At 72.6% G+C, this 12,137-nt stretch carries 11 protein-coding genes; 8 read left to right on the top strand and 3 right to left on the bottom strand.

Annotation, left to right across the window (positions count from 1 at the left end; all coding sequences use genetic code 11):
• Window positions 1-147: 147 nt before the first annotated feature.
• Complete coding sequence (locus AB0K25_RS09405; protein WP_219461104.1) at window positions 148-1,182, top strand: Gfo/Idh/MocA family oxidoreductase; 1,035 nt, start codon at window positions 148-150, stop codon at window positions 1,180-1,182.
• Window positions 1,175-2,263, top strand: coding sequence for a zinc-binding dehydrogenase (locus tag AB0K25_RS09400; protein ID WP_357533810.1), 1,089 nt, complete (start codon window positions 1,175-1,177; stop codon window positions 2,261-2,263). Before AB0K25_RS09405 ends, AB0K25_RS09400 begins: the two co-directional genes overlap by 8 nt.
• A 66-nt stretch (window positions 2,264-2,329) precedes the next feature.
• Here AB0K25_RS09400 and AB0K25_RS09395 read toward each other — a convergent pair whose 3' ends face one another.
• Both AB0K25_RS09395 and AB0K25_RS09390 read right to left on the bottom strand, forming a co-directional pair.
• Window positions 2,330-4,216 carry a KedN5 family methylcobalamin-dependent radical SAM C-methyltransferase gene (locus AB0K25_RS09395; protein WP_219461112.1) on the bottom strand — a complete coding sequence of 629 codons (1,887 nt, stop codon included), beginning with the start codon at window positions 4,214-4,216 and terminating at the stop codon, window positions 2,330-2,332.
• A gap of 32 nt (window positions 4,217-4,248) precedes the next feature.
• Window positions 4,249-4,857, bottom strand: coding sequence for a LysE family transporter (locus AB0K25_RS09390; RefSeq protein WP_208566302.1), 609 nt, complete (start codon window positions 4,855-4,857; stop codon window positions 4,249-4,251).
• 650 nt (window positions 4,858-5,507) lie between these two features.
• Here AB0K25_RS09390 and secA2 point away from each other — a divergent pair.
• The 4 genes from secA2 (at window position 5,508) to AB0K25_RS09370 (ending at window position 10,298) form a co-directional block, all read left to right on the top strand.
• Window positions 5,508-7,799 carry an accessory Sec system translocase SecA2 gene (gene secA2, locus AB0K25_RS09385; RefSeq protein ID WP_363819443.1) on the top strand — a complete coding sequence of 764 codons (2,292 nt, stop codon included), beginning with the start codon at window positions 5,508-5,510 and terminating at the stop codon, window positions 7,797-7,799.
• Between the two features lie 176 nt (window positions 7,800-7,975).
• Window positions 7,976-8,716: a GAF and ANTAR domain-containing protein gene (locus AB0K25_RS09380; RefSeq protein ID WP_219461117.1), complete on the top strand. Its 741-nt coding sequence runs from the start codon at window positions 7,976-7,978 to the stop codon at window positions 8,714-8,716.
• 215 nt (window positions 8,717-8,931) lie between these two features.
• The gene (locus AB0K25_RS09375; protein WP_357533805.1) at window positions 8,932-9,435 is read left to right on the top strand and encodes a DUF2231 domain-containing protein; all 504 of its coding nucleotides are present in this window, start codon (window positions 8,932-8,934) and stop codon (window positions 9,433-9,435) included.
• Window positions 9,436-9,536: 101 nt separating this feature from the next.
• The gene (locus tag AB0K25_RS09370; RefSeq protein WP_363819439.1) at window positions 9,537-10,298 is read left to right on the top strand and encodes a class I SAM-dependent methyltransferase; all 762 of its coding nucleotides are present in this window, start codon (window positions 9,537-9,539) and stop codon (window positions 10,296-10,298) included.
• Between the two features lie 160 nt (window positions 10,299-10,458).
• On the opposite strand, the gene AB0K25_RS09365 is transcribed toward AB0K25_RS09370, so the two are convergent.
• Window positions 10,459-10,851 (bottom strand): ankyrin repeat domain-containing protein, encoded by a 393-nt coding sequence (locus tag AB0K25_RS09365; protein ID WP_208566297.1) that lies wholly within the window; start codon window positions 10,849-10,851, stop codon window positions 10,459-10,461.
• A gap of 179 nt (window positions 10,852-11,030) precedes the next feature.
• Between AB0K25_RS09365 and AB0K25_RS09360 the strand changes: the two genes are divergently transcribed.
• Complete coding sequence (locus AB0K25_RS09360) at window positions 11,031-11,483, top strand: cysteine dioxygenase family protein (RefSeq protein ID WP_219461128.1); 453 nt, start codon at window positions 11,031-11,033, stop codon at window positions 11,481-11,483.
• Between the two features lie 95 nt (window positions 11,484-11,578).
• The gene (locus AB0K25_RS09355; protein ID WP_208566295.1) at window positions 11,579-12,070 is read left to right on the top strand and encodes a rhodanese-like domain-containing protein; all 492 of its coding nucleotides are present in this window, start codon (window positions 11,579-11,581) and stop codon (window positions 12,068-12,070) included.
• Window positions 12,071-12,137: the final 67 nt, after the last annotated feature.

The raw sequence follows: 12,137 nt of genomic DNA, 5'->3' as shown, positions 1-12,137 counted from the left end.
AATCCCTAACAGCTTGATCACGTCGGTTCCACCGGCCGGTTCCCGGCAGGTGAACGCTGTGTTGCGCGACGACCCCGGGGTTTCGCCCCGGCCCATCGGGGGGAGTGCTGACGGCGTTGGTCATGACCGCGTCGAGAGGGCCGAAGAATGCGTACGTGCCGGGTGGGGCTGGTCGGGGCCGGCGGGGTGGCGCAACGCCACGCCCGCGTGCTGGGGAGTTTCGCCGACGTGGAGTTGCTCGGCGTCACCGACGTGGCCCGGGACGCGGCGACGGAACTGGCCGCCGCGCACTCCGCGCACGTCTTCGCCGACGTCGACGAACTGCTGGCCGCCGGCCCGGACGCCGTCTACGTCTGCGTGCCTCCGTTCGCCCACGGGCCGGTGGAGGAAGCCGTGATCGCAGCCGGGGTGCCGATGTTCGTGGAGAAACCGGTCGCCGCCGACCTGGACACCGCCGAGCGGATCGCCGCCCTGGTCCAGGAGAAGCAGCTGCTCACCGCCGTCGGACACCACTGGCGTCACCTGCACGTGGTGCAGCGGGCCCGGCAACTGCTCGCCGACCGTCCGGTACGGATGGTCAACGGAGCCTGGCTGGACAAGGTGCCCCCGGTGTCCTGGTGGGCGGTGCGGGACCGCTCCGGTGGCCCGGTCGTCGAGCAGGCCGCCCACGTGCTGGACCTGATCCGCGTGCTGGCCGGTGAGGCCGTCGAGGTGACCGCGTACGGCGACGGCAACCCGCCGCCGGTCGACGACGCCGACATCGACGCGGTGACCGCTGCCACGCTGCGCTTCGCCTCCGGGGCGGTGGGCACCCTCGCCACCGCCTGCGTGCTCGGCTGGAAACACCGCGCCGGCCTGGAGATCCTCGCCGACGGGCTGGCCCTGTCCCTGGCCGAGGACGGCCTGACGATCCGCGACGCCGACGGGGAACGCCACCTGGCGGCCGACCCGGACGACGCCCGGGTCGCCGTCGACCGGGCCTTCGTCGACGCGGTCACCGGCGTCGGCGACGACATCCGGGTGCCGTACGCGGAGGCGTTGCGCACCCAGCGACTGGCGGTCGCGGTCGCGCAGAGCGCCCGCACCGGTCGCCCCGTCACCCTGCCCACCGGCCCGGCCGCCCTGACGTCGGTGGCCGGCGGCGTGCCGGCGAGGCCCGCGGGGGCGACCGTCGATGCGTGACACGGTGGTGGTGGTCAGCGGACCGGGACGGGTCGAGCTGGCCGAGCAGGAGGCCGGTGAGCTGCGCGACGGCACCATCCGGGTGCGGACCCGCTACAGCGGCATCTCCGCCGGCACCGAGCTGAGCTTCGTCAAGGGCACCAACCCCTACCTCAACGTCACCTTCGACACCGGCCTCGGCCTGTTCCGGCCCGGAACGGCCAGCACCCCGTACCCGGTCACCCGGCTCGGCTACATGCAGGTCGCCGAGGTGGTGCAGAGCCGTACCCCGGCGATCGCCGTCGGCACCGTCGGTGCGATGACCTACGGCCACCGCACCGGGTACGTCGCCGACCCGCTGGCCGAACGGTTCGTGCCGCTGCCCGACGACCTCGATCCGCTGCTCGGCGTCTACGTGGCCCACATGGGCCCGATCTGCGCCAACGGGCTGCTGCACGCCGCCGCCGACCTGTATGGCACCGATGTCCGCTCGCTCGGCGACGGGGTGCGCGGCCGACGGGTCGCGGTGGTCGGCGGTGGGGTGGTCGCCCTGCTCACCGCCCTGTTCGCCAGGCAGCACGGTGCCGCCTCGGTGGTGGTGGTCGACCCGACGCCGCAGCGCCGCCAGGTCGCCGAGGCGCTCGGCCTGCAGACCCTGGACCCGGACGCCGACGACCCCGCCGTGGTGCTCAAGACCCGGTGGCATCACAGCGCCGGGGACCGGGGCGCCGACGTGGTGTTCCAGTGCCGGGGTCAGGACTGGGCGCTGCACCTGGCGCTGCGCCTGCTGCGCCCCCAGGGCACCGTGATCGACCTGGCGTTCTACCAGGGCGGCGCGGACGCCGTCCGGCTCGGTGAGGAGTTCCACCACAACGGGCTGTCGCTGCGCTGCGCACAGATCGGCCGGGTGCCCCGGGGTCTCGCCCCCACCTGGGACCGGGAACGCCTCTCCGCCGAGACGATCGACCTGCTGCGCCGGTACGGCGACCTGATCCGCACCCACCTGATCTCGGCCGTGGTCCCGTTCGGGCAGGGACCCGCCCTCCTCACCGAGCTGGCCGAACGCCGTCGCCAGGAACTCCAGGTGGTGCTCACCGGCTGACCGGCACCGCACCGGGGGCCGGTCGCGTGCGATGGGCCGGCCACCGCACGCGACCGGTACCGCAGGTCACCGCGCGGCGGCGGTCACCTGCGGCACGGCCCGGGCGAAGTAGTGCGCCCCGGTCTCGTGGTTGTCCAGGTGCTGGTAGAACCCGCGTGTGCTGCGGAACTCGTACGTCGTCACCGCGGCGCGCGGGGCGGTCAGGTCCCCGTCGGCCAGGGCGGCGAGCACCTCCGCGACCGGCATGGGGAAGGTGACCGGGTCACTGGCGTACTCCTCGCCGTCGACCCGCCAGCCGGCCGGCCGGGTGGCGCCCGGTGGCTGGTAGACCGGGCGGCTCCAGCGCTCGAAGCGGTACAGCTCCCGGCCGAACTCGGCCCAGTCGGCCGGGAAGCGGCTGACCACGGCGTCGTTCCACCACCGTTCGATCTGCTCGTCGAGCGCCGGCTCGCTGTAGAGCATCCGGTGCCCCGCCGCCACGGCCGGCGACTCGGCGATGATCGGGAAGCTCTCCCGGAACGCCACCACCGCCGGGTGGGCCGACGCCTCGATGAAGTCCCGCAGACTGTTGATCACCTGGCTCTGGGTGAGCCCGGCGAGTAGGCGGGCCGGTCGCCACAGCCGCCGGAAGTACTGGTTCTCGCCGAGGATGCGGGCCAGGTACATGAAGCGTTGCATGGCGAAGTTCTCGGCCAGGGTCGAGGTGCGGTTGGCCAGCACGTACTCGAAGTCGTCGTGCTGGCCCCGGACAGTCACGAACCCGTGGAGCTGGCGCTGCTCGCTGTAGCCCGTGTTCGGCAGCAGCAGCAACGGGTAGACCGCGATCCGGGGGACCTTCTCGGCGAGGCGGTCGTAGCCGTCGAAGAACGAGGCGGTGGTCTCACCGGGCGCTCCCCAGATCAACTCGACGAACGCCTCCATCTTCTCCTGGGCCAGCCAGTCGGCGAGCGCCTCCCACTGGTTGAGCTTCATGTTGCGCCGCTGCATGTCGCCCAGCGCCTCGTCGGACAGCGTCTGGAGGGCGAGCGTGAACGAACTCTTGAACCCCCGGTCCCGCAGGGTCCGCACGATGCGGTGGAACCGCTCGGACTTGTTCTTGGCCCAGTTGGCCTCCAGCGCCGTCGGGAAGCCGTACCGGGCGTTGGTGCTCAGCAGGTCCTCGGTGAACTCCTCGTCGGCCTCCAACATGCCGAAGTTGGCGTCGCAGAGGAAGACCGTGGGCACCTGGTGGAAGCCGAACAGGTCGAGTTCCTCGGCGAGGCGTTCCCGGGAGAACGAGCGCACCCGCTGCCCGGTCGCCCCGCCCCAGTAGCAGAACGAGCACTTGTACGGGCAGCCCCGGTTGGTCTCCAGCAACGCGAACTCGTACGGGAACGCTCCGTTGCGGTCGACCAGGGGGATGGCTCCGGTGAGGAACGGCGAGGGGATCACGTCGAGGTTCTCGATCCGTGGCCGGTCCTCGGTGGTGTGGCAGGCCCCGTCCGGGTCCCGGTAGGAGACCCCGGCCACGGTGTCGAGCGCCGGGTCACCGGGGCGGGCGAGGATCGCGGCGGTCAGGTCACGGAAGGTGAGTTCCCCTTCCCCGTTGACCACCACGTCGACCGCGGGGTGTTCGCGGAACACCCGGGGCCCCTGGTGGCTGACGTGGTTGCCGCCGAAGACCACGGTGCCGCCCGGCTTCAGCTGCTTGTAGAGGTCGGCCAGGCAGGCGAAGTTCCGGTAGTTCCAACCAAGCACCGAGAACGCGAGAATGTCCGGCGGCTCACTGGCGAATATCCTTCGGGCCATTTCGGTGATCGACCAGCCGCCGCGCAGGTTGTGGATCTGCACGTCGGTCTCGGAACCGAGGTCGGGATCGGCGTCGAGGATCGCCTTGAGATATCCCGCCGCCAGTGGCATGGAATCGATGGGCAGGTCCCATGCGCTTTGTTGCACCAATCCGATCTTGAACATGGTGCGGTGTCTCCGTTCGCGAATAGGAGGGACTAACCGCGTACCGCTTCGATGGCGAACAGTGCTGCGAACAGGAGCAGCAGCGAACCGGAGAGCCAATCGATCCATTGCCGACGCTGCGGGGTCAACCAGCGCCGCAGGGAGGATGCCGCGGAGGTGAGGACGATGAACCACACCCAGGAGGCGCTGACCGTGCCGGCGGCGAACACCGGTCGGTCGTCCGGGGTCTGGGTGGCGATGGCGACGCCGAGTACACCCACCACGTCGAGCACCGAGTGGGGGTTGAGCACCGAGACCGAGGCACACCGGGCCACCACCCGGGTCCAGGGCAGACCACCCGTGGCCAGGGCGTCCGGCCCGCGGGTGCTGGTGCGGAAGCACTGCACCCCGAGGTAGCTCAGGAAGCCGACCCCGACGACGAGCAGCACCGTCTTGAGGCCGGGGACGCTCTGCAGCACCGCCGAGGCGCCGGCGCCGCCCAGGACGATGAGGACGGTGTCGCAGACGCCCGCGGCACCGACCGCCACCCAGGCCCGTGGCATGCCCACGCTGAAGCCCTGGTTGATGAGGAAGATGTTCTGTGGACCGATCGGCGTAATCATGGCCAGCCCGAGCAACAGGCCGGCGAAGAAGATGTCCATACTCCTACCCGTAGCCCCCCGGCGGAATAGTGAGAGTAATGATCGTAGCGGTTCGGGTGCGGCGAATCGCCAACCGTCTTCGGCGTGCCGCACCGGGGTTGCTCGACCGCCCGTCGCGGGCATTTGACAGCGGATCCAGCGGAAGTCGGGATGGCATTCTCCTCCCCCTGGGATGCCTGCCCGGGAGCAACAGCAGTCAATGTACCGGGTGTCCGCCAGCACCCGCGCCCCCGACGCCGGATAATTGCGGCACCCGTGGTGGCGGCCGGCGTCCGGATCGCGTCGCCCCGGCGGTTGTGCGGTGGCGGTGGGGCGAACTGACCTGCGACTACGGAGGGCTATGGGAGCTTCGCCCCCCGTCGCCGTGGGCCCGCCGTCCGCCGCCGAATCCGCCGCTCACACGTCCCATAAAGTGGGAATTGTGGATCGGGGGTGCTCCGGCCACCGAGCCCCCGCCCGGCGGGCCGGACCGGCCCCCCGGATCGACGCCCGCCAGTCCACCGCGTCGGTCGCCGCCGGTCGGCCGGTGGCCACCCGGACCCGCCGGCACCCGCGTTGACCTGCCCGCACGGGTGGGGAACGGGACACCGGGCCCGCGTCGGGCCAACCGGGCAGCCTTTTCCGCGCTGGTTCGCGTACCGTTGCCGCTCATGGGTGTGTCGCAACGGTTGAAGAGCAGGTTCCGCCGGTTCCTCCAGCGCCCCGGGACGACGGTCGACCTGGCTCCGCTGGAGAAGCTGCTGCCGCGGATCGCCGCGCGCGAGGATGACCTGTCGGCGCTCGACGACGACGCGCTGACCGTGGCCGCCGGTGCGGCCACGGAGTACGCCGAGATCTGTGCCGTCGGCCGCGAGGCCGCCCGCCGGGGCCTCGACCAGCGGCCGTACGACGTGCAGCTGCTCGGCGCGATGGCGCTGCTGTCCGGCAAGGTCGCCGAGATGGCCACCGGTGAGGGCAAGACGCTCACCGCCACCATCGCCGCCTACGGGCACGTCCGGCTGGGCAACGGGCCGGTGCACGTGCTCACCGTCAACGACTACCTGGCCCGCCGGGACGCCGAGTGGATGACGCCGGTCTACCGGCTGCTCGGGCTGAGCGTGGGCTGGGTCAACGAGGCCTCCACCCCGACCGAGCGGCGGGCCGCGTACGGCTGCGACGTCACCTACGTCTCGGTCAGCGAGGCCGGGTTCGACTTCCTGCGCGACCAGCTCGTCACCGACATCGCCGACCGGGTCCAGCCGCCGCTGGCCACCGCGATCGTCGACGAGGCCGACTCGATCCTGATCGACGAGGCCCGGGTGCCGATGGTGCTGGCCGGCTCGACCACCGGCGAGCAGGATCCGGTGCACGCCTCCGCCGCACTCGTGCGCGGCCTGCGCAGAGGCCGGCACTACACGGTCGCCGAGGACGGCCGCAGCGTCGCCTTCACCACCGAGGGCCTGGCCGCCGTCGAGGCCAAGCTGGGCGGCATCGACCTGTACGACACCGAGCACGTCGGCCAGCTCTCCGCGGTGAACGTGGCGCTGCACGCGCACGCCCTGCTGCACCGCGACGTCGACTACATCGTCCGTGACGGTTCGGTGGAGCTGATCGACGAGATGCGCGGCCGGGTCGCCCAGCGCCGCCGCTGGCCCGACGGCCTCCAGGCCGCCGTGGAGGCGAAGGAGGGACTGGACGCCACCGCCGAGGGCGAGGTGCTGGGCACCATCGCCGTGCAGGCGTACATCGCGCGCTACCCCAAGCTGTGCGGCATGACGGCGACCGCGGTGCTGGTCGGCGACCAGCTCCGCGAGTTCTTCGGCCTCGAGGTGGCGGTGATCCCGCCGAACACCCCCTGCGTCCGCGAGGATGAGCCGGACCGGATCTACGCGACCCGGGCGGAGAAGGAGGAGGCGCTGATCGACGAGATCCGGCGCTGCCACGAGGCCGGCCGCCCGGTGCTGGTCGGCACCCTCGACGTCAAGGAGTCCGAGGGGCTCGCCGCCGGCCTGCACGCCGCCGGGGTGCCGTGCGTGGTGCTCAACGCCAAGAACGACGACGAGGAGGCGGCGATCATCGCCGAGGCCGGCGCGTACGGCGCGGTGACCGTCTCCACCCAGATGGCCGGCCGGGGCGTGGACATCCGGCTCGGCGGCAGCGAGCAGGTCGACCAGGAGCGGGTGGCCGAACTCGGCGGCCTCTACGTGATCGGCAGCGGCCGGCACGACAGCCGTCGGGTCGACGACCAGCTGCGTGGTCGGGCCGGCCGGCAGGGTGACCCGGGCGGTTCGGTCTTCTTCACCAGCCTGGAGGACGACCTGGTCGTGCGGCACGCCGGCGACACCATCCCGGCCTCGCCCCGGATGAACGCCGACGGCCTGGTCACCGACGAGCAGGTCGACTACGCGGTGGAGCACGCCCAGCGGGTCGCCGAGGGCGTCAACCACGAGATCCACCGCAACACCTGGCGCTACAGCGTCGTCATCGAGCAGCAGCGCATCGCCCTGGCCGAGCGCCGGGAGCGGCTGCTCACCTCGGACGTGGCCGCGCTGATGCTGCTCGACCGGATGCCCGACAAGGCCGGGGAGATGGACGAGGACCTGCTGGCCCGGGTGGCCCGCTCCATCGCGCTCTACCACACCGACCGGCTCTGGGCGGAGCACCTGGCCGAGTTGTCCGAGGTTCGCGAGGGCGTGCACCTGCGGGCGCTGGGCCGGCTCGACCCGCTCGACGAGTTCCACCGGGCGGCGGTGCCGGCGTTCACCAACCTCATCCCCGAGATCGAGACGCGGACCCTGGCGACCTTCGAGGAGACCGAGTTCGCCGAGGATTGGGAGCCGGACGCCGCCAAGCTGGTGCGGCCCAGCGCGACCTGGACGTACCTGGTGCACGACAACCCGTTCGGCTCGGAGCTGGACCGGTTGATCGCCTCGGTCGGTCGTCGGCTCGCCGCCGCCCGCTGAGCGGCCCGGGAACCCCTCCGGCGCGAAACGCGCCGGAGGGGTTCCTTTACGCGGTTTCGATCCGGTTTTGCCAGGGTAGTAGCCCGGGGCCCACGACTCGGGGGAGAGATCATCACGATGACACAGGCAACGACGCCGGTGCCGGGCGGCAGCTGTACGACGGAGCCCGTGGGCCGGTGAACCTGGACATGCGGGAGCTGACCATCGACACGCTCGGGGTACTGGAGACGGCCGCCCTGCTGCGGGAGCTGACCGCGGGGCTGATCGCGGTCGACGACTTCGACGAGGCGCTGACCGAGCTGGTCCGGATCGCCGCGGACGCCGTCCCGGGGGTGCTCTGGTGCGGTTTCACCGCGCTGCGGGCCGGTGAGCCCGCCGGGGTGGCCGCGTCGGACCCCCGGCTGGCCGAGCTGGACGACCTGGGGCACGGTGCGGAGTCACCAGCGATGAGCGCCATCCGCCGCCGCGAGATGATCATCGCGACGGATCTGACCGTCGAGGACCGGTGGGCGGCCTGGACCGACCGCGCCCGCCGGCTCGGCGTGCGTGGGGTGATCTCCGCCCCGGTGGACGTGGACGAGCGGGCGATCGGCTCGATCAACCTGTACGCCGGCCGGCACGGCACGCTGGGCACCCGGCACCAGCTCACCGCGATGCTGCTCGCCGAGCACGCGGGACTGCTGCTGGCCGCCGTACGGGACCGGGCCAGGCGGGCCGAGCGGGACAGCGAACGTGACGGCGCGCTGCTCGGGGAGAACGTCGTCGGCCAGGCCGTCGGGGTGATCATGACCCAGCGGGGCTGCCCGGCGCCGGAGGCCCTCGACGTGCTGCGCAGCGCGGCGTCCTCACTGGACATCCCGCTACGGGAGGTGGCCGAACGGCTGGTCACCACGGTCTCCCGCCCCCGCGAGTCCTGACGACCGGCCGGTTCGGTCGACCCGCTCGCCGGGGCCGACGTAGCAGTATCGACGTATGGCGATGCCGCCATGTCGCCGATGCTGATCCCGGTACGGCGTCAGCCGACGGTGTCGTTTCTCTCCGGACCCGCGAATCACGGCCCGACCGTTTCGTCGCAGCGGCGTGCGGGTAGCACCCTGGACCGGTGAGCTGAGCCGATCCCGGGGAGGAAACGATGGAGAGCCGCCTGAGGGTGCAGGGGCATCCCATCCAACCGATGCTCGTGACGTTCCCGTTCGGGCTCTTCGTCAGCGCCACCGTCTTCGACCTCGCCGACGTGGCCGGTGGTCCGGCCTTTCTCGGTGAGGTCGGCTACTGGACGGCGGTCGCCGCGCTGGTGGCCGCCGGGCTCGCCGCAGTGGCCGGCATGATCGACCTGTGGGACGTACGGCCGGGGCCGCACCGTCGCACCATGATCACCTTCAACATGGTCAACGCCGGCATGGCCGCGCTCTTCCTGCTGGCCTGCCTGATCCGGGCGGACGCCCCACAGCGTGGTGCGACCGGGGTGCTGCTGGTGACCGAGCTGGTGGCGCTGACGGTCGGTGCGGTCGGCGTCGGGCTCGGTGCCCGGCTGATGCGCCAGTTCGATTCCGGCCTCCCGGAGCCCACCGGCTTCGACGCCTTCGACGCCCTCCCCGCCGGCTCCACCGTCGAGATCGCCCGCCCCGCCCCCTGACCGCTGTCCCCGCCCCGGCAACGCGCCGGGCGGCGATCCGGGTGGGGTCCGGCGCGGACAATGGGGTTGCTGCTCGCGCCGGGGTGCCGCAGGGTGGGCGGATGGTCGGTCGGAGCTGTGCCGAGTTGATCGCCGAGGCGGCGGTGGCCCCCGTCGACGGCTGGGGGTTCGACTGGCTGGGCGGCCGGGCCACCGAGGAACGCCCACCGTGGGGTTACGCCCGCCTGTCGGCCGCCCGGATGGCGGCGGCCCAGTCGGCGTTGGACATCGACACCGGTGGTGGTGAGGTGCTCGCCGAGGTGCCGCAGCCGCCCCCGCTGCTGGTCGCCACCGAGGCGTGGCCGCCGAACGTCGCGGTCGCCCGGCGGACGCTGGAACGGCTCGACGGGCGGGTGGTGCAGGTCGACCCCGACGCGGGCCTGCCGTTCCGGGACGCCGCCTTCGACCTGGTGACCAGCCGGCACCCGGTGCACACCCCGTGGGCGGAGATCGCCCGGGTGCTGCGGCCCGGCGGCCACTACCTGTCCCAGCAGATCGGCGCCGGCACCATGCGCGAGCTGAGCGAGGCGGTGCTGGGGCCCCTGCCGCCGCCGGCCACCCGGCACACCGCCCAGGCGGTGGCCGCCGCCCGGGCCGCCGGCCTCGACGTGGTATGCCTCGAGCGGGCCGTCTTGCGGGTGGAGTTCCACGACGTCGGTGCCGTGGTCTGGTTCCTGCGTAAGGTGGTCTGGACCGTGCCGGACTTCGACGTCGAGCGGTACCGGCCGCAGTTGGAGCGGCTGCACGCGCGGATCCGGGCCGACGGTGTGTTCGTCGCCCACTCCCGCCGCTTTCTGATCGAGGCCGACAAGCCGGCCGGGTGACCCCGACCACGTCGACCGGTCGGGCGGAAGGTCCACTCCGGGGGGTCGCCGACGCGGTGTCCGCCTGCCAGGACACCGCACCGTCGACCGGGCCGAGTCGACCGGGCCCGGAGGCCGCCGCGCCCGTCGCGGCTGGCCGGTGTCCCCGCCGGAGCCGGGGTCAGCGGGTGGCGAGCAGGGTGAGCATCTCCGGCAGGTCGAAGAAGCGGGCCGTCTCCACCGCCGACGGGGTGCCGTGCTCCGGGTCGGCTCCGGCGTCGAGCAGGGCACGTACCGTCTCGGCGTCGCGCCGGAACACCGCTGCGGCGAGCGCCGTCTGCCCCCGGTCGTTGACCCGGGTGTGGTCCGCGCCCCGGGCCAGCAGCACCGCCACGGTCTGCGGGTGGGCGTGGTAGGCGGCCAGGATGAGCAGGGTGTCGCCCCTGTCGTTGGTCATGTTCACCGGTAGCCCGGCGTCGACGTGGCCGCCGAGTTCGGTGGCCTCGCCCAGCCGGGCCAGGTCGAACATGCGGTGGGCGAAGGCCAGCGTCTCGGCGTCCAACTCCTCGGTCACCGGTCCAGCCTAGAGGTCCGGGCGCGGGCGGGGGCGTGGTCGCCGGGTGCCCGCTGTCACCCGTCCGGATGCCGGAGCGGGCCGGCCCGCACCGCCTGTCCCAGCATGCGGTATTACCTACTAAACCTATAGGCTTTACAGCTTAGAGTGGTGCGGGACGTTTCACCACGGGAGTGACCATGACCAGCATCCACACCGCCGACCTGCTCGCCGTCGCGGGCCGGTACACCGACCCCACCACCTGGGCGGTGCCGCTGTGCTTCGACCGCGCCGAGCGGTGGTACGCCCGGCTCGTCTCGGCCGACGACCACGAGGTCTGGGCGCTGAGCTGGCTGCCCGGTCAGGGCACCGACCTGCACGATCACGGTGGCTCCTCGGGCGCCTTCCTGGTCGTCGCCGGTGAGTTGACCGAACAGACGGTCTCCGGTGGACGGCTGCGCCCGCACCGGCTCGCTGCCGGGGCCGGGCGACGGTTCGGCCCCCGCCACGTGCACGTGGTGACCAACCGGGGCGACCGGCCCGCGGTCAGCGTGCACGTCTACCGGCCCGCACTGCGCCACATGACCCGGTACCACCTCGTCGACGGCCGGCTCCAGGTGGCCGAGGTCGCCCTCGCCGGCGTCTCCTGGTGACGCCCCCCGCCGCCGCTGTCCCCGTCCCTGCCGCTGTCCCCGCCTCCGCCCCTGTTCCGCCCGCCCGTCGGCTCGCCCATGGAAGGACCGCGACGATGCCGCAGCACCTCACCCTCACCGAGAGTTGTCCGGCCCCGCCACCGGGTTCGCGTGGCATCGACGAGATCCTCGCCGAGGCCCGCACCCGCCTGCGCCGGCTCGACCCCGAGCAGGCGCACCTGGCCCACCGGGGCGGATCACTGATGGTCGACATCCGGCCGGCCGCCCAACGGGCCGCCCACGGCACCGTGCCGGGCGCTCTGGTGATCGAACGCAACGTGCTGGAGTGGCGGCTCGATCCACGCTGCCCGGCCCGGCTACCCGAGGCGGCCGGCTACGACCTGCCGGTGCTGGTGATCTGCCAGGAGGGCTACACCTCGTCGTTGGCCGCCGTCGCGTTGCAGGATCTCGGGCTGCACCGGGCCACCGACGTGGTCGGCGGATTTGTCGCCTGGCGGATCGCCGGACTGCCGACCCTGGGGCCGGCGCCGTCGCCCCGTACCCCCTCCCTCGCGCCGCCGGTGACCGCCGGCCGGACGCCGCACTGACCGTCGCGCCCCACCGGGCGTGGCGGACGCACCGCCACACAGGAGGCTCCCATGTCCCTCGTCACCC

Source organism: Micromonospora sp. NPDC049257 (genome assembly GCF_040678915.1).
In the GTDB taxonomy this organism is placed as follows: Bacteria; Actinomycetota; Actinomycetes; order Mycobacteriales; family Micromonosporaceae; genus Micromonospora; species Micromonospora antibiotica.
This window is presented reverse-complemented; position numbering and strand designations above follow the sequence as displayed.

Excerpts from the sequence above, each read along its gene's own strand:
- AB0K25_RS09405 (WP_219461104.1), top strand. The coding sequence starts at position 148 with ATGCGTACGTGCCGGGTGGGGCTGGTCGGGGCCGGCGGGGTGGCGCAA.
- AB0K25_RS09400 (WP_357533810.1), top strand. The coding sequence starts at position 1,175 with ATGCGTGACACGGTGGTGGTGGTCAGCGGACCGGGACGGGTCGAGCTG.
- AB0K25_RS09395 (WP_219461112.1), bottom strand. The coding sequence starts at position 4,216 with ATGTTCAAGATCGGATTGGTGCAACAAAGCGCATGGGACCTGCCCATC.
- AB0K25_RS09390 (WP_208566302.1), bottom strand. The coding sequence starts at position 4,857 with ATGGACATCTTCTTCGCCGGCCTGTTGCTCGGGCTGGCCATGATTACG.
- secA2 (WP_363819443.1), top strand. The coding sequence starts at position 5,508 with ATGGGTGTGTCGCAACGGTTGAAGAGCAGGTTCCGCCGGTTCCTCCAG.
- AB0K25_RS09375 (WP_357533805.1), top strand. The coding sequence starts at position 8,932 with ATGGAGAGCCGCCTGAGGGTGCAGGGGCATCCCATCCAACCGATGCTC.
- AB0K25_RS09370 (WP_363819439.1), top strand. The coding sequence starts at position 9,537 with ATGGTCGGTCGGAGCTGTGCCGAGTTGATCGCCGAGGCGGCGGTGGCC.
- AB0K25_RS09360 (WP_219461128.1), top strand. The coding sequence starts at position 11,031 with ATGACCAGCATCCACACCGCCGACCTGCTCGCCGTCGCGGGCCGGTAC.
- AB0K25_RS09355 (WP_208566295.1), top strand. The coding sequence starts at position 11,579 with ATGCCGCAGCACCTCACCCTCACCGAGAGTTGTCCGGCCCCGCCACCG.